Below are 15686 nucleotides of genomic sequence, written 5' to 3'. Positions count from 1 at the left end.
GGAGGTTTAAAATGAAGAGAACATTGATGTTAACCCTATTTGCGGCTGTTGTTGCTGGTGTTTTCGGTTTGAATTCTGCGGATAGGAACCTGGCCGACCTGCCATCACAACACTCGCAAAGCGGTACAATCATAGCTGACCTGCCATCACAGCACTCGCAAAGCGGTACAACCATAGCTGACCTGCCATCACAGCACTCGCAAAGCGGTACAACCATAGCTGACTTGCCATCACAGCACTCGCAAAGCGGTACAACCATAGCTGACTTGCCATCACAGCACTCGCAAAGCGGTACAATCATTGCCGATCTGCCGTCACAGCACTCACAACAAAGCGGCACAACTATAGCTGACTTGCCATCACAGCACTCGCAAAGCGGTACAATCATTGCCGATCTTCCGTCCCAGCACTCACAAAGCGGCACAACTATAGCCGACCTGCCGTCCCAGCATGATTATAATGAAGTATAGTTTAAGGAACTCCTTGAAGCAGCCTTGACAGTTTTTGTCGGGTTGTTTTTTAATGGGAAAAAGTTTATGTCAATTTCTCTTTCTTTCATGTTTTCTGCAAAATCTTAAGCTAAAATAGGAAAAAGGCTCTGGACTTTTTCCAGAACCTTATTTAGTGATAGAGAATATCCGGTTTCAGTCGATGATATCCATATGGCTGCCATCCATCATATTAAAGTTCTTGCTCGGCATGGCACCGTTTGTACCGTGGCAGTCATTGTACATTTGCTTGACTTCTTCATCGGACAAGCCTGGGTGCATCTTTTCGATTAACGGCTTCATCTGGCCAAAATTAAAAGTACCTTTACCTTCTGTCCCTTCTTCTGCAAAGGCAGCAGTGCTTGCTCCAAATATCAATGCTGCGCCTAAAAAACTTAACGTTAGTTTTTTCATGTCTTGGTCAGCTCCTTTCAGGTATACATAAATCTTACCGAGACAATTTGCAAAAACTAAGCAGAAGCAGTGACAAAGTTTTGAAATTTAACTGGAGGCTGAAAATGTCATTAATAGAAACTTTATCTAGCCAGCCGGTTTGGCTTGCCGTTTTCATTAGCCTTGCAGTCAGCATACTGATTGCCGTAGCAGGAATTATTCCAAGTGCTTTTGTGACAGCTGCTAACATCGTTTACTTCGGATTTTCCTGGGGACTCTTTCTCTCCATTCTCGGAGAAGCATTAGGGGCTGTTATAAGTTTTATTCTGTATCGGAAAGGACTTAAAAAACTGAGTGACAAGATCGATTCAGCAAGAACGATTAAAGTCCTGGAAAGGCTAAAGGAGACAGAGGGCAGGGAGGCGTTCTTTCTAGTCCTTGTATTAAGGCTTTTTCCATTCGCCCCATCCGGACTCGTCACCCTTGCCGCATCATACAGCACGATGGGGACATGGAATTTTGCTATTTCAAGTACAATAGGCAAAATTCCTGCCCTCTTTATCGAGGCATATTCAGTTCATACTGTTCTTGGCTGGGAAACCGAATATCAGCTTGCTGCAGCAATTTTTGCGGTGGTGGCTGGGATTTGCTACTATTATTTGACTACAACGAGAAAAAAACGGAGGAAGTAGAAAATGTTTAAATTTAGATTAGTGTTGATCACTATCCTTACAGCAGTCATGTTCGTGTTTACCGGATGTTCAGGTCAAGTAGATCAGGAACAGGGTAATTCTGCTTCTGATGGAAATAAAGCAGAAAATGAGGAGCAAAAGGAACCTCAGGCGGAATCAGATACTGATTTTATTATTAAGGCAGAGCCACAAAAAATTGAACATATACATGGAATTGGTTACCCGGGAAATGATGAGGGATTATATGTGGCTTCCCACCATGGTTTGAAGATATACAAAAATGGTGAATGGCTGGAAACGACGGATGAAAACCATGACTACATGGGGTTTCAGGCTGTTGAAGATGGCTTTTTTGCAAGTGGCCATCCAGCAGAGGGCTCAGACCTGAAAAATCCGCTTGGCCTTGTAAAAAGTACAGACAAGGGAAAAACACTTGATAAAATAGCTTTTTACGGAGAGAGCGATTTTCATTTCCTCTCTGCAAGCTATCGGGATACCGTCTTATACTTGATTAACGAAGAGTCCAATTCCGAGCTAGACCGGGGCGTATATGTCTCCAAAGATAGAGGTGGAGCATGGGAGCCTGTAGAACTTAATGGACTGGATGCAAATTCCTTTGGTATGATCGCGGTTCATCCTGAAAACGGCGGAACCTTGGCGATGTCTACAAGGGAAGGCGTTTTTGTATCGGGCGATTTTGGGAAAACGATGACGAGAGCTGGAGATTATCAAATGGTAACCGCTGCAGCCTATTCCAGGCAATCCTTGTATATCACACCAGTAATCCATGAAAAGATTAAGCTAGTCAGACTTTCACTAGAGCAGGAAAATGCAGGGGAGGAGCTTCCAATCCCCATTCTTAATTATGACAATCCGATAACCTATATAGCCGCTGACCCAGAGCAGGAAGGCAGGATTGCATTCATCACCATCCTGAACGATCTATTCGAATCCGAGGATGGAGGCAAGACATGGAATCAGCTTCTGGTGAACGGAAGAATAGAATAGGATTTACCACAGCATTATGTTTCCTGAGGTTCTTAGCCTCTTTCGCACTTGCAATGACGTTTACAATTAGCCAGACACCATCCTCCCGGGGGTACATATCCTGACTAATGGGAGGTGAACGCAATGGCTTACAGCAATGCTATTGTGTATGTGGGGCAAATGGGTGCAGAGACGTTTACACAGGCCTTAAATGGAGTTTTGTATACAGAAGACCAAATCGGATTCATGGCGGACAGGATTTTATGGACAGAAGGCCAAATTGGAGTTATGGCAGACAGGATCGTATATGTAGTCGAGCTTTCGCAATTCAATACGATTAAAGCAATGTATATGGTGATGGACATGAGCTTAATGGGGATGGACAGCATGATGAACAATATGTTCAAGTATACAGTCAGTGTGAACCCGGTGAGCTATATTCCATGGATGAGCAGGAGCGGGTATACCAATCCATACCTGTCTTATCCAAATACCTATTTTAGCAAGGAATAAGCAGGAAACAGCAGCCAAGGCAAAATGGTTGCTGTTTTTTTTTATTTTTTTTACAATATACGCATAGTTTTTACCGTATAGGGTATATAAACTAGGGAGAATTTTTGCAGTATGGATTCCGCGAATTCATAAATAATAATGGTAGGAAGGGGGATTACTATGTCAATTTCTGCGGATAAAGTACTGGACGCAAAAGGACTTGCGTGCCCAATGCCGATTGTCAAAACAAAGAAAACCATGAATGAGTTAGAGCCAGGTCAAGTCATCGAAGTGCAGGCTACTGACAAAGGATCTACGACAGATCTAAAAGCATGGGCTGAAAGTACAGGCAATCAATACCTCGGTACAATAACTGAAGGGGATGTGCTTAAACACTATCTTCGTAAGGCTAGTGAAGAAGAACTAAACAATGAGTCACCTCATCCACACACAGCTTCACTTGAAGACGTGGTGGCGAAGCTTGAGGGAAATGAAAAAATAACGATTCTGGATGTCAGGGAATCAGCTGAATACGCTTTTGGACACATTCCGAATGCAAAATCCATTCCACTTGGGGAGTTGGAGCAGCGTTTCAATGAACTGGATCCTGAAGAGGATGTATATATCATTTGCCGCTCTGGCTCAAGAAGTGACATGGCAGCCAAGAAGCTGTCTGAAAAGGGATTCAAAAAAACAATTAATGTCGTTTCGGGAATGAAGGACTGGACAGGCCCTACCGAAACTACAGTTGAAAAATAAGGAGGAACCAAAAAATGAAAGTAGCTATCATCGCCTCTAACGGCGGAATGTTTGATGCATACAAAGTATTCAATATTGCGACTGCGGCGGCAGCAACAGACGCAGAAGTAGGAATTTTCTTCACGTTTGAAGGGTTGAACCTGATCCATAAGGAAGCTCACAAGCAACTTCCTATGCCTGCAGGAAGTGAACACTTCCAGGAAGGTTTCGCAAGAGAAAACGTTCCTCCTGTAGAACAGCTTGTTGAAATGGCAGCTGAAATGGGCGTGAAAATGATCGCTTGCCAGATGACAATGGATGTAATGTCACTTCAGAAAGACCAGTTTGTTGAAGGAATCGATGTAGGTGGAGCCGCTTCATTCCTTCACTTCGCAAGCGATGCTGACATTACTTTGACATTCTAGGAAATCAAAGCAAAACAGGAGGAGTCAAATGGTAAAGACAATCTCAGCAAAAGAATTAGCGCGAAAAGTCATCAACCATGAAGACCTGTTTATCCTTGATACAAGAAATACTGACGACTTCGATGATTGGAAAATCGAAGGCCGCAATGTGAAAGTCCATAATACACCGTATTTCGACCTGCTTGAAGGTGTCGATCCAGTAAAGGATGTTTTGCCTAAAGATCAGGAGATTTATGTCGTATGTGCAAAAGGTGGATCGTCCGAGTTTGTTGCTGAGCAAATCGAAGAGGCTGGCTACAGTAATGTCTACTCTATTGAAGGTGGCATGAAAGCCTGGAGTGAACATTTAGAGCCTGTGAAAATCGGTGACCTAAAAGAAGGCGGTTCCCTTTACCAGTTTGTCCGTATCGGCAAAGGATGCCTTTCCTACCTCGTTGAATCAAATGGCGAGGCTGCAATTATCGATACAAACCGGATGATTGAACAGTATGAAGAGTTCATGTCAGGCAAGGACTACAAGTTAGTTGCCCTGCTCGATACACACCTTCATGCTGACCATATTTCTGGTGGAAGAAAGCTAGCTGAAAAAGAGGGAGCTAAATATTACCTCCCTCCTAAAGATGCTGATGAAGTAACATTCCAATATGAGCCTCTTCAAGATGGCGATGAAATCAAGGTTGGAAACGCCGTAATCCGTTCAGTGTACTCTCCGGGTCATACAATCGGAAGTACTTCTTTCATCATTGATGACCAATATTTATTGACTGGTGACATTCTGTTCATCGACTCAATTGGACGCCCTGACCTGGCTGGCTTGGCTCAGGACTGGGTAGGAGACTTGAGGAACACTTTATACAAACGATATAAAGAACTTGCGGATGAACTGCTTGTTCTGCCAGCTCATTATATGGGAATCAATGAAATGAATGATGACGGCAGCGTTTCAGAAAAACTTGGCGTCCTGTATGCCGAGAACCACGGTTTGCAAATCGACAGTGAAGATACGTTCAGGAAGACAGTAACCGAGAATCTTCCTCCGCAGCCTAATTCCTACCAGGAAATCAGGCAGATGAATATGGGTAAAATCGACCCGGATATCGAAGAACAGCGAGAAATGGAAATCGGACCAAACCGTTGTGCAGTAAGATAAAAAGAAAAGCGGAAGCGCCTTGGTCAGCCCCGACACTCGTTGGAGGGCCGACCAGTGAAGTCGTTCTTTGACTTCAAAGGGCGGACCGAAACGATCGAGGGGCTAGGCGCTGGAGCTGGCCAATCATAAAGGAGTACCTTATGGAAGGTACTCCTTTTGAATATAAGGTAAAAGGCTTTTTCCATAAGCTTCATGCCAATCAGGACGTTTATGGAAATAGCTTTAAAGAAGTGGAGGAGAGGATACTATGACAAAGTTGACGATTATACAGCAAAACGATACGCATGGGAGCCTGGAACTCCATACTGAACTTTTTTGGATAGACAACAAACCTGAACTACGTAATACAGGAGGCTTTCCAAGGATTGCGAGATATATCAAAGATCTTAAATCACAAGCAGAAAATGTTTTATTCCTAGATGGAGGAGACCTGTTTCATGGGACACTCCCTTTAGTGGCGTCGAAAGGCGAAGCGATTTTACCAGCATTGGAAAAAATGGGTCTGGATGGCTGGGTCCCTGGAAACTGGGATTTCGCCTACGGAAAAGAGCAATTGTCTTCTCTAGTAAAGGGATTGCCGTTTCCTTCTGTCGCTTGCAACGTGAAGGACCAGGAAACAAAGGATACGTTCATGGAGCCTTATATCATTAAGGAGCTTGAGGACGTTAAGGTGGGTGTCATTGGACTGACCTATCCATATGTCGATGAGACCATGCCTGAAAGCTTCTCAAAAGGCCTTGCGTTCTCAAGAGGCGTGGAAGAGACGCGTGATTGTGTGGAAGAGTTAAAGGGCCAGGTAGACCTTGTTGTGTTATTAAGTCATATGGGACTCCCTCTTGATGTGGAGCTGGCAACCCTTGTAGATGGTATTGATATCGTCTTGTCGGGACACAGCCATGACAGGGTAGAAGAGCCGATCACCGTAAATGATACGCTCGTCGTTCAGGCTGGTTCAAGTGCATCATTCCTTGGAAAACTGGATATTACCCTTGAAGGCGGAAGGATGGAGGACTATCGATACGAACTAGTGGCGATTGACGAAAGCTTCCCTGAGGATGAGGAAATGGCGGGAATCATTTCTGATATATTAGAGCCCTACGGTAAGGAACGGGGCAATATCGTTGGTAAGACGGAGTCGATTTTACACAGAATGACCTTGAATGAAGCACCGATGGATCAATTAATCACAGATGCCTACATTCATGCTTACGATAGTGATCTGGCATTCTCACATGGGTGGAGGTACGGTACTCCGGTTCCGGCAGGGAAAATTACCGAGTATGAGCTGCATACCATCATACCGACGAATCCGGAAATGTTCACGCTTGAAATGACGGGAGAACGCCTGATGAATGCCCTGGAGAAGAATCTAGAGATGGTGTTCTCAAGAGACCCATTCAAGCAAAAAGGCGGATATATTCTAAGATCCTCTGGATTATTCATGTCCTTTAAACCATATAATCCGGAAGGAAACAGGATCCAGAAGCTGCTCGTAGGCGGACAAGAGATCAATTTGAAGAAGAAATACAAAGTTGCCGGGGCCGGCAAGCAGCTGTTTAAAGGTGCTGAAGCAGATAAAACCTATCATGGTGTCCATGCTGTGGATGTCATTAAGCAATTTTTGAAGGAAAAAGGAACATTCAAAGCTGATGGGGAACCAAGGATCCTGAGTACGTAGTAATATTTATTTCACGGATGTTTTAATGGACATTTCGAAGGTGGAGCCCAAAATGTCCAAAAAAGAGGTGTTAATGGACATTTCGAAAGTGGACGAGCGCCAAAATGTCCAATAAAGGGGTTTTAATAGACATTTCGAAGGTGGACGAACCCCAAAATGTCCATTAAAGAGGTGTTAATGGACATTTCGAAGGTGGACGAGCCCCAAAATGTCCAATAAAGGGGTTTTAATGGACATTTCGAAGGTGGACGAGCTCCCAATATGTCCAATAAAGAAGTGTTAATGGACGTTTCAAAGATGGAGCGGCCTCAAAATGTCCATTAAGACACAAAACAAGTCGCGGCCAAAGCCGCGACTTGTTTACTTAACCCCAGTTAGGTCCTTCATCATTTTCTCATCCATAGGGCCAACGATTTTCTTGGTAATTACGCCGTTTTCATCGAGGATGTAGCTGGTTGGGATGGTAAACGCCTGGTAGGTCGTTCCGGCGTTCCCCTCTTCATCCATAGGAATCGTAAAGGTCAATCCATATTCTTCAACGAATTTTTTGACTTCATCCTCGCCTTTGTCCATATTTGTCAGGTTGACAGCAAGGATTTCAACGCCCTGGTCATTGTATTCTTCGTAGAAATTTTGCATATGTGGCATTTCGGCCTTACATGGAGGGCACCATGTAGCCCAGAAATTGAGGATCACTTTTTTGCCACGGTAATCAGATAGCTTGATTGTATCTCCCTCAAGGGTGTTCAATTCAAAATCAGGTGCCTCAGCGCCTTCACGCAACGAAGACAGCTTCGCGCCTGGAATATCTTCAGTTGTTTCTACAGATTCGCCTGATGGAGCAGTCGTATCTTTTTGACTTTCTGTTGATCCCGGTTTCCAGATATTCACTACCAAAATGACAACAGCCAGTGCTAAAATCGCGAATGATAAAAGATTTTTATTCAATGCTGAATTTCCTCCTTATTAAAACGCTGAAAAATGATTAAGTAAATTCCGAGTGAGAAGATCAATAGATTTTCCACTGCGAGCAAATCGGAAAAAAGGCTAAGTATCAATGCTTCGAGCATCAGGAACAATATAGCATACTCAGCAGTAAGCTTAATGTTTTTAAAATAAGACAGAATGAAAATCACTAAAAGGGTGGCCTGAATCACAGCGGCGAGGAGATCCTGTGAAAAGGCAAATAACCCTGTCCAATACAGTAAAAAGAATATAAAGTACCGAGGGAGATAATCCTCTGGTTTGATGGTGCTGCCCTTTTTCCTAGTTAGCCAATATAAATAGATTGCGATTCCGATATATGCAAGAATCTGGCCCTCTGTACCGCCATTAAAGTAGACAAGGGAGAAGGGAGTATCAATGAACAGCTTGAAATTGAAAATTACATAGCTGAGCTTATAAATCGCAATGTATAGGAAGAAGCTGTTCCAATACCAATCATCGATACTCTTTTTCTCTCTGGCCCGGTAAATCAGGGCTCCGATAAAAATGGCAGCAAACGCTGCAAGCAAATCTGCTGGCAGCGTGAATCTGCCAAAAGTTATATAGTTCAAGCAACATCACCTTTTTTTGGCTGGTCTGGCGTGAACTCAATCTGATAACCGATGTCGATACTTCCGATTACAGATTGGATCATGCCGCAATTTTTCAGGACAAGTCCGGCAAGCTTTTCAGCTTGATCTTCCTTATCATTAGTATCAGTCTGAACACTTACATTGAAAATCAGCTGTTCAATTCGGTTTCCTTCTTCCGGATTCCGCTTTGCTGACACTAGTACGTCGATTCTTTTATAGTCTATTCTCTTTTTGGTGAGAATATTTGCGAGCACCGAGGTGCTGCATCCAGTTAAAGAGGATACGAACAGCTCCATAGGCCTGTAGCCCATCTCCGTATTTGGAGATATTGGCAGGAATCCATATTCAAGCTGGCCAATTAGTTTTTCATTATAATACGTAAATTCCATCACAATCGCTCCTTTTGCACGAAAACATCATTTACAGTCCAGTATGTAATCGTATTGTTAAGGAATGATTAAGAATTCCGGTGGATTGGAATCGTTATCCAAAATGTATGATTATGTCCGTCTGTATCAACGCCAATATTCCCTTGATGGGCGTCAGTGATACTTTTGGCGATGGCAAGCCCGAGTCCTGCACCATCAGCTTTTGTGCTGCGTGATTCTTCAAGCCTGAAAAATCGTTCGAAAATGAGTTCTTTCATTTCCGGATCAATGTATTTTCCTTGGTGGGAAAAAGTAATTTTGTACACCTTACCATCAGGTTGTGCAGCAATTGAAAGGTTCCCGCCAGTATCGTAATCAATGATATTCTGCAGCAGATTGGATAGGGCTTGCTTTAAGCCGTCTTCATGACCAAAAATGGGGGCATATTCTATATGCTGATTGACTGTTTCAAATTTGTTCGATAGCTTCAGCTGGAAGGCTGCCAGTGATTCTGCCATGACTTGTTTAATATCAGTTACTTCAAACTGTTTCTCAAGAAAGTAAACCTCTTTATTCCATGCGTCAAGCTCAGCAATCAGGTCGACAATCCTGGTAATCCGCTTGGATTCCTCCAAAAGAGAGCCGAACAGTTCACGGTCGCCCGGCAATACACCGTTATGAAGGGCTTCAAGATAGCCGTTAATATTCGTTAACGGAGTCCTCAATTCATGGGCGATGTCTCTTAACATTTCTTCCCGTCTAGTCTGCACAGCAGAAAGAGTTTCAGACATTGCGTTAAAATTCGTTACAAGTTCGCCCAATTCACCGCTTGCAGTGACATCTATTTTCGAAGGGATCTTGCCTTCTTTAATTTGGTTTGCGGCAAACGCCATTGTCTTCACTGGTTTCACGATCCGCTTTACTGAGAAATAATGCAAAAGCCCGGCAATGACAAATGCAATGATGCTAACTTTGAAAAGGAATGAATTCAATGTTTCAACCAGCTGCGTCCCAGTCACCTGTTGGTTATTGACAAGAAAGCAGGCATAATCTTTCACGGATATACCAGCAAGCATGATGACAAGCAGGATGACGACGCTGTTGACTGCCACAAGTTTAGATAGTAACAAATCCGCCATGCTTTTAATTCGCCGCAAACTTATACCCCATTCCTCTTACTGTTTGGATATAATCTTTGGGCGTTTTTTCTTTAATTTTTTCCCGGAGATTCTTGATATGGACGTCAATCGTCCGCTCAGTAACGGCTTTTTCGTTGTTTTCATAGATCGTGTCGAGTATTTGGGTCCTCGAAAGGATTTGACCTGGATGCTGCATGAACATATGAAGGAGCCGGAATTCAAAATTGGTCAAATCGAGTGGCTCGCCATCAACCAGTGCCTCCCCTTTTGCAGGCTTGATTGTAAGACCTGTAAAAGTCAGTTTTCCGCATCTGCTTGCCGTCCTTCTTAACACCGCTTCAATCCTGACCATCAGCTCAGCAGGGCTGAAAGGTTTTACGACATAATCATCGGCTCCAAGCTTGAAGCCATCGATCCTGCTTTTCTCAGAAGCCTTTGCAGTCAGCATAATGACAGGCATCATGCTTTCCAGGTCATTGCGAACCCAGCAGCAGATCTCCTCACCGCTTTTGCCGGGGAGCATTAGGTCAAGAATAAGGATGCATGGATCATATTTTTCAATCATTTCCTGAGCGACAATGCCGTTGTCAGACTCCAGCACCTCATAGCCTTCATTTGTCAAATAAATTTTAACAAGTGTGCGGATTTTAGGGTCATCTTCAACGACGAGAACACTTTTGCCAATCAATTCTTTCTTCACTTGTTAGGTCACTCCTTACACTGCCTGGCATCAATTGTAAGCTTTATACTCCGAATAAGCTGTAAGCAGACAGCCATGCGCTGATTTTCTGCATTTGCCCTGAAAGGACAAGGAAGCCCATTCCTACCATAATCATACCATTCACAAGTGCAAGCTTAGAAAGATACTTGTTGATCTTCTTGATCGCTTTCAAGGAATAAGAAATGACAAACGATATGATAAGGAAAGGAACGGCCATTCCAAGTGAGTAGGAAGTCAGCAGATACATTCCCTGATACAGAGTATCGGATGAACTCGCCAAAAGCAGAATGGAGGAGAGAGCAAGTCCGACACAAGGAGACCATCCGCTCGCAAACGCCATTCCTAGAAACACTGAACTGAATGCACCTTTTGGTTTAGTTTCAGATTGGACCTTTTTCTCCATCATTAGGAACTTGATATTCAGCAAGCCAGCCATCTGCAGGCCGAAAATGATGATCAGCAATCCAGCAATTTGCATCACAATTGTCCGGTAATTTGCGAAAACCTGTCCAAGGAACGATGCAGAGGCACCCATGACGATAAAGATTAAGCTAAAACCGACAATGAATCCGAATGAACGGGTAAAAAGTGTTGCACGATCCACAGCTACTTTAGATCCCTCAATCTTCCCGCCAGTCAAATGTGTTATGTAAGCAGGGAGCAGGGGGAATACGCATGGTGAGAAGAATGATAAAATTCCAGCAGTAAAAGCAAAAAATAAACCAATTTCCGTCATTATATATTTCACTCCTTTTCTGGTATCTATATTGTGATGTCTTTGTTAAGGGTTAATTAAGAGTGTTGAAAAATATACCCCTTTTGGTATTATGATGTATATTGTATAATTACTGTAGAAAACTTTCAAATTTATACTCTCACTTCACTGTTCAAGATAATTACATTTGATTGCTAGTATACTGTTTTCGGGAAAAAAATAAAACCCAGGATAGTCTCCTAGGTTTTTCATCTTTATTTTCCCTCACAATTTAAACCCTGTGTGGTATAATGCAAATTAATGCTCTAAATTTCTTCTGATTCCGAAATAAGTAAACAGGGATACAGTGGATAAAATGGCCAATGAAGCGATTTCGAATTTAACATCACGATATGTGACGGAATTATCCTTTGTAAAGTACATCAAGCCGAAAATAAATACAGATAATACTACAACGGTAATGATGACATCTAACTTTTTCATTTTATTCCCTCCAATTCTATAGTATAAAGGGGTGCGATCATATTGAATCTGGAACATTTAAAAACATTCATTGCTGCTGCTAAATATGAGAGCTTCTCCCAGGCAGGGAAGATGCTGAATCTTTCCCAACCAGCCGTCAGCCATCAAATCAGTCAGTTAGAGACTTATTATAATAAACAGTTGTTCATCAGGGCCAATCGCAAAATCAAATTATCAGACGCTGGCAAAACATTGTATGAACATGGCCAGCAGTTGATAGCATTGAATGAGAAACTGGAAAATCTTCTGGCAGAAGGGGACTCAAGTCAATCAATCAAGATTGGCTGCAGCAATACGATCGGTGAATGCCTGATCTCAAAGGTGGTCCAGGATTTCATCAAGTTGAACCCTGATATAACAAGCAACCAAATTCAGATTACCATCGGCACATCTGTGCATGTTACGGATTTACTTTATGCTTCGGATATTGACCTTGCCCTTGTCGAGGGACAAGCCGGCAGATATGACTTTATTTCTCATGAGTTCTATGATGACTTGCTCGTACTTGGTGTTTCTCCACAGCTTAGGGTAGACCCGGGAAACCAGGACCCTGCGAAGCTTGAAGAAATGACCTGGCTGATCCGTGAGCCGGGTTGTGCGATGAGGCAGGCAACGCTGGATTTATGGAAAGGCTTGGATATCCAGCCGAAATCCGTCCTTGTTTACAATAGCAACACGCTCATTAAAGAAGGTGTAAAAAATGGACTTGGTGTCGCTGTCTTTTCCAAGCTAGCAATCTGTCCTGAGATTCACTCAAGGCAGCTTATTGTCAGTCCTTTCAAAGACAGGGACCGTTTCCGCCCATTCTTTCTGTTAAGAAAAGATAAACAGTTCAAGTCCAATCTGCATGAAAGATTGTGGAACTTCATAAGAGAATTAGATGAAAATCCTAATGCTTCCTGTTAAGAAGCATTAGGATTTTTCTTTTGTCCTGCTCCAGCGCCAGAACTCTTCTTGTTATTCTTTATCCTTCTTTTGTTCAGCCAATTCCATTTCAAGCTCAGTTTGGATTGAAAGGGACTTATGCTCGTCTGTAGCAAGGTAATCGATGATTTGTTGTCTTTGTTCATCGGACATTTTTGCTCCGTTCCCAGCCATACGGTCTACAACAGAAGTCCATGCCTCTGCACCTTTACTGTTGTTCCTCATGATTCGTCCGATATCATGGCAAGTCAGGCAAGTGCCAAGGAATGCTTCTTCATTGACATTTCTGGCATCCGGGAACACAAGAGTAGAAGCTTTCTTGATTTTGTTCGCTTCTTCCTCATTGCCTTTTTGGTTAGCTAAAATTTGATCTTTTGGTACATTTGTTTTGATGGCAATTCCATTTGGATTCAAACCAACAGGTATTGTTTGTCTGAAATCCTTCTTCTTTGTCAGATCAATCTTCGTAAGAGTTTTGTCACCCCAGTTTGAACCGAACATCATGCTGCCATCAGGGCTCCAGTTGAGCCAGTGGATATTCTGCACGCCCCAGATTTTTCTTACGATCTTGTAGTTGTCTTCTGGATCGAGGACAGTCAAGAAGCCCGCGCCATTCTGGGAAGTATACCAGTATCCGTCCGGACCAAGGTAAGGGATGTTTGTTCCGGGACCTGTTTTAATAGTCTTGATAAACTTTAATTTTTTTGCATCAATGATTGAGATTGACCCATCATTACGATTTCCGGTAACCAAATCGTAAGTATCACCCATGAAGCTTACGTTAACAGGTTTCGGTATATCTCCAATTTTCTTAAGAAGCTCTTCAGTTTCTGCGTCATAGATAGCAACTTCATTGTCAGCTGTATTGGATACAGCGACAAGCTTTCCATCGTTTGACATGTCCAGTCCTGAACCAGTTCCTTTTCCGTAATCAGTCTCTGTTCTTTCCAGGTATCTCATGTCACCAGTTTCAATGTCGATGACTGTGATGAACGATTCTGCCTGTAAGCTGACGAATAGCTTTTTGCCATCAGGAGTGACATTCAAATCCCTTGGCTTTTTACCAACATCTTTGAAGACTTTTACAAGTTCAGCCTTCTCAGCATCAATCATTCCAACCGCGCCAACGCCGTTCAAAGAGGTGAAGGCATATTTGCCATCCCTTGAAAACGTCATATGCTGAGGGGCAGGGTCGCTGTCAAAGCCGGGAAAATCGATATCATGTGACTCAAGTGTCTCCATGTTGATGGCTAACACACTTGTTCCATAACGCTGAGTAGCAAAAGCCCAACTTTGGTCTTTATTTAAATGAACATGGTGGGGAGTACCCGCGCTCTGGATGTATTTTACTGGATTGCCGGTTTTGATATCAGCGATGGCAATACCGTTACTAACTTCGTTTGCAGATAGGATCCAGCCCTCGCCGTCCCAATCCATATTGGTATCCGTGTTTCCGTTCGGCTGGTCTTTCCACCAGTTAGAAGAATAGTCCTCATGGATTGTAGGAAGTTCTTTTTCGTTTTTATTATCAAGTGATGTATTTTTTACTGCAGCTTCAGAACAGGCAGTAAGTGAAATTGATAGTAGTGCGAATGCTGACAGTTTCAAGATTTTATTCATTTATGTTCTCACCTCGCTTTGGTTTTCTTTAGAACCATCCAACAAGCAGGACTAGTACAAGGGCAGTTGTTGTACCCCATGTAATCCAGACTCCTGGATGTGTAAGCCATTGTGTTTTATCATCCACACGTGAAATGCCCTGGGCAAGTCCGTATGGGCAAACCTTACAGAATGAGTTTCTTGCCTTGTAAGATAAAGCAGTATATAAGACAGCAGTTGAAGTTACAAGGAAGAAGTATTTGTTCATTTCAAAGTTAACGAGTGATTCCCAGATTGTAATCGGATTGTAAAAGTAACTTACTGTCGCGTAAGCCATGAAGATGCTTACGAACAGGGCAAGCAAAAATGTTACTGCTTTGCCTTTCTCACCTAATTTTGATTCAATCTTGTTCAAAAGCATGCTGAACGTATTGTGCGGGCATGCATACTGGCAAAACGCCCTGTACACGATCATTGAAAGTGCAAGGAAAGCCATCAGGAACAAGAATAAGAAAACGAAAAATAGATAGCCAGCTTCATAGGATAATTCAAAGCCGAATAAGAACAGCTTTGAATTGTCGATATCCATTCTGAAGCCGTTCCAGAACGGCAGAGTGAAAATAATGATGAAAAATGCCCATCTTGTTATAGTTTTACCCACGAGAATCCTCCTTTCCTTATCTATAGTCCTTTAAGTATTCGTAGACCATGTCAATTTCTTTTTCGGTATAAAGATGACCGATAGCCGGCATCGTGTTACGGCCCTTTTTGATGACATTTTTAATGTCTTCCTCAGGCATCCTGTCAGTTACCCCGCTTAGGTCAGGTGCTGCACCAGTGGCATGGCAGCTTAGGCAAGTGCCTTCAAAAATAAGTTCTCCTTTATTATCCTGTGGAGCAGCAGCAGGTTCGACTGCAAGCTTACCAGGCATGAAGATCGCATATCCGATGGCCCAGATGGCTACAACATAAAATACAGCTACCAGGAGCTTTGGCACTCTATTGTGTTCAATTTTAATATCAGAGACAATATCCGCCTCTTTGCTATCATGTTGCTGATATTCTTTTTTCATTTTTT

20 protein-coding genes are annotated in these 15686 nt (G+C 42.9%); 9 read left to right on the top strand and 11 right to left on the bottom strand.

The window, feature by feature from the left end; all coding sequences use genetic code 11:
- Positions 1-11 precede the first annotated feature (11 nt).
- Positions 12-470, top strand: a complete 459-nt coding sequence (locus AC0VX7_RS20320; RefSeq protein WP_475425644.1) for a hypothetical protein — start codon at positions 12-14, stop codon at positions 468-470.
- Positions 471-644: 174 nt separating this feature from the next.
- Here the strand turns inward: AC0VX7_RS20320 and AC0VX7_RS20315 are convergent, their stop codons facing one another.
- Positions 645-902 carry a hypothetical protein gene (locus AC0VX7_RS20315; protein WP_475425643.1) on the bottom strand — a complete coding sequence of 86 codons (258 nt, stop codon included), beginning with the start codon at positions 900-902 and terminating at the stop codon, positions 645-647.
- Between the two features lie 104 nt (positions 903-1006).
- Between AC0VX7_RS20315 and AC0VX7_RS20310 the strand changes: the two genes are divergently transcribed.
- The 7 genes from AC0VX7_RS20310 (at position 1007) to AC0VX7_RS20280 (ending at position 7043) form a co-directional block, all read left to right on the top strand.
- Positions 1007-1573, top strand: a complete 567-nt coding sequence (locus tag AC0VX7_RS20310; RefSeq protein WP_475425642.1) for a TVP38/TMEM64 family protein — start codon at positions 1007-1009, stop codon at positions 1571-1573.
- 3 nt (positions 1574-1576) lie between these two features.
- Positions 1577-2581 (top strand): F510_1955 family glycosylhydrolase, encoded by a 1005-nt coding sequence (locus AC0VX7_RS20305; RefSeq protein WP_475425641.1) that lies wholly within the window; start codon positions 1577-1579, stop codon positions 2579-2581.
- Positions 2582-2704: 123 nt separating this feature from the next.
- Entirely contained in the window at positions 2705-3073 is a 369-nt protein-coding gene (locus AC0VX7_RS20300) for a hypothetical protein (protein ID WP_475425640.1), read from the top strand.
- Positions 3074-3232: 159 nt separating this feature from the next.
- Complete coding sequence (locus AC0VX7_RS20295) at positions 3233-3811, top strand: sulfurtransferase TusA family protein (RefSeq protein ID WP_475425639.1); 579 nt, start codon at positions 3233-3235, stop codon at positions 3809-3811.
- A 14-nt stretch (positions 3812-3825) separates the two neighbouring features.
- Entirely contained in the window at positions 3826-4215 is a 390-nt protein-coding gene (locus tag AC0VX7_RS20290; RefSeq protein ID WP_475425638.1) for a DsrE/DsrF/DrsH-like family protein, read from the top strand.
- A gap of 28 nt (positions 4216-4243) precedes the next feature.
- A complete protein-coding gene (locus tag AC0VX7_RS20285; protein WP_475425637.1) occupies positions 4244-5365 on the top strand; it encodes an MBL fold metallo-hydrolase in 1122 nt (373 codons plus the stop codon).
- Between the two features lie 247 nt (positions 5366-5612).
- Complete coding sequence (locus AC0VX7_RS20280; protein ID WP_475425636.1) at positions 5613-7043, top strand: bifunctional metallophosphatase/5'-nucleotidase; 1431 nt, start codon at positions 5613-5615, stop codon at positions 7041-7043.
- Between the two features lie 360 nt (positions 7044-7403).
- Here the strand turns inward: AC0VX7_RS20280 and AC0VX7_RS20275 are convergent, their stop codons facing one another.
- The 7 genes from AC0VX7_RS20275 to AC0VX7_RS20245 all read right to left on the bottom strand — a co-directional run bounded on the left by AC0VX7_RS20275 (position 7404) and on the right by AC0VX7_RS20245 (position 12046).
- On the bottom strand, positions 7404-7991 hold the full coding sequence (locus AC0VX7_RS20275) for a redoxin domain-containing protein (RefSeq protein WP_475425635.1): 588 nt from the start codon (positions 7989-7991) through the stop codon (positions 7404-7406).
- Positions 7988-8599, bottom strand: a complete 612-nt coding sequence (locus AC0VX7_RS20270; RefSeq protein WP_475425634.1) for a hypothetical protein — start codon at positions 8597-8599, stop codon at positions 7988-7990. The genes AC0VX7_RS20275 and AC0VX7_RS20270 overlap by 4 nt, the downstream gene beginning before the upstream one ends.
- Positions 8596-9009: an OsmC family protein gene (locus AC0VX7_RS20265; RefSeq protein WP_475425633.1), complete on the bottom strand. Its 414-nt coding sequence runs from the start codon at positions 9007-9009 to the stop codon at positions 8596-8598. Before AC0VX7_RS20265 ends, AC0VX7_RS20270 begins: the two co-directional genes overlap by 4 nt.
- 68 nt (positions 9010-9077) lie before the next feature.
- Positions 9078-10145 (bottom strand): HAMP domain-containing sensor histidine kinase, encoded by a 1068-nt coding sequence (locus AC0VX7_RS20260; RefSeq protein ID WP_475425632.1) that lies wholly within the window; start codon positions 10143-10145, stop codon positions 9078-9080.
- Positions 10132-10827, bottom strand: a complete 696-nt coding sequence (locus AC0VX7_RS20255; protein WP_475425631.1) for a response regulator transcription factor — start codon at positions 10825-10827, stop codon at positions 10132-10134. The genes AC0VX7_RS20260 and AC0VX7_RS20255 overlap by 14 nt, the downstream gene beginning before the upstream one ends.
- Positions 10828-10870: 43 nt before the next feature.
- Complete coding sequence (locus AC0VX7_RS20250; protein ID WP_084135384.1) at positions 10871-11584, bottom strand: cytochrome c biogenesis CcdA family protein; 714 nt, start codon at positions 11582-11584, stop codon at positions 10871-10873.
- 276 nt (positions 11585-11860) lie between these two features.
- Positions 11861-12046, bottom strand: coding sequence for a hypothetical protein (locus tag AC0VX7_RS20245; protein WP_475425630.1), 186 nt, complete (start codon positions 12044-12046; stop codon positions 11861-11863).
- A 42-nt stretch (positions 12047-12088) separates the two neighbouring features.
- Here AC0VX7_RS20245 and AC0VX7_RS20240 point away from each other — a divergent pair, with 42 nt between their 5' ends.
- Entirely contained in the window at positions 12089-12991 is a 903-nt protein-coding gene (locus AC0VX7_RS20240; RefSeq protein WP_475425629.1) for a LysR family transcriptional regulator, read from the top strand.
- Between the two features lie 51 nt (positions 12992-13042).
- On the opposite strand, the gene AC0VX7_RS20235 is transcribed toward AC0VX7_RS20240, so the two are convergent.
- Genes AC0VX7_RS20235 through AC0VX7_RS20225 form a run of 3 tightly spaced genes read right to left on the bottom strand, consistent with a single transcriptional unit; the run spans position 13043 to position 15681 of the window.
- A complete protein-coding gene (locus AC0VX7_RS20235) occupies positions 13043-14629 on the bottom strand; it encodes a YVTN family beta-propeller repeat protein (RefSeq protein WP_475425628.1) in 1587 nt (528 codons plus the stop codon).
- A 28-nt stretch (positions 14630-14657) separates the two neighbouring features.
- Positions 14658-15269, bottom strand: coding sequence for a 4Fe-4S binding protein (locus AC0VX7_RS20230; protein WP_475425627.1), 612 nt, complete (start codon positions 15267-15269; stop codon positions 14658-14660).
- A gap of 16 nt (positions 15270-15285) precedes the next feature.
- Positions 15286-15681 (bottom strand): c-type cytochrome, encoded by a 396-nt coding sequence (locus AC0VX7_RS20225; protein WP_215033679.1) that lies wholly within the window; start codon positions 15679-15681, stop codon positions 15286-15288.
- Positions 15682-15686: the final 5 nt, after the last annotated feature.

Source organism: Mesobacillus sp. QJM3NY_10, from assembly GCF_056173465.1.
The sequence above is the reverse complement of the archived record's forward strand: the minus strand, read 5'-3'. Positions and strand labels throughout refer to the sequence as shown.

What these genes read in the sequence shown, in the direction of transcription:
- AC0VX7_RS20320 (WP_475425644.1), top strand. Translation starts at nt 12, where the DNA reads ATGAAGAGAACATTGATGTTAACCCTATTTGCGGCTGTTGTTGCTGGT.
- AC0VX7_RS20315 (WP_475425643.1), bottom strand. Translation starts at nt 902, where the DNA reads ATGAAAAAACTAACGTTAAGTTTTTTAGGCGCAGCATTGATATTTGGA.
- AC0VX7_RS20310 (WP_475425642.1), top strand. Translation starts at nt 1,007, where the DNA reads ATGTCATTAATAGAAACTTTATCTAGCCAGCCGGTTTGGCTTGCCGTT.
- AC0VX7_RS20305 (WP_475425641.1), top strand. Translation starts at nt 1,577, where the DNA reads ATGTTTAAATTTAGATTAGTGTTGATCACTATCCTTACAGCAGTCATG.
- AC0VX7_RS20300 (WP_475425640.1), top strand. Translation starts at nt 2,705, where the DNA reads ATGGCTTACAGCAATGCTATTGTGTATGTGGGGCAAATGGGTGCAGAG.
- AC0VX7_RS20295 (WP_475425639.1), top strand. Translation starts at nt 3,233, where the DNA reads ATGTCAATTTCTGCGGATAAAGTACTGGACGCAAAAGGACTTGCGTGC.
- AC0VX7_RS20290 (WP_475425638.1), top strand. Translation starts at nt 3,826, where the DNA reads ATGAAAGTAGCTATCATCGCCTCTAACGGCGGAATGTTTGATGCATAC.
- AC0VX7_RS20285 (WP_475425637.1), top strand. Translation starts at nt 4,244, where the DNA reads ATGGTAAAGACAATCTCAGCAAAAGAATTAGCGCGAAAAGTCATCAAC.
- AC0VX7_RS20280 (WP_475425636.1), top strand. Translation starts at nt 5,613, where the DNA reads ATGACAAAGTTGACGATTATACAGCAAAACGATACGCATGGGAGCCTG.
- AC0VX7_RS20265 (WP_475425633.1), bottom strand. Translation starts at nt 9,009, where the DNA reads ATGGAATTTACGTATTATAATGAAAAACTAATTGGCCAGCTTGAATAT.
- AC0VX7_RS20250 (WP_084135384.1), bottom strand. Translation starts at nt 11,584, where the DNA reads ATGACGGAAATTGGTTTATTTTTTGCTTTTACTGCTGGAATTTTATCA.
- AC0VX7_RS20245 (WP_475425630.1), bottom strand. Translation starts at nt 12,046, where the DNA reads ATGAAAAAGTTAGATGTCATCATTACCGTTGTAGTATTATCTGTATTT.
- AC0VX7_RS20235 (WP_475425628.1), bottom strand. Translation starts at nt 14,629, where the DNA reads ATGAATAAAATCTTGAAACTGTCAGCATTCGCACTACTATCAATTTCA.
- AC0VX7_RS20225 (WP_215033679.1), bottom strand. Translation starts at nt 15,681, where the DNA reads ATGAAAAAAGAATATCAGCAACATGATAGCAAAGAGGCGGATATTGTC.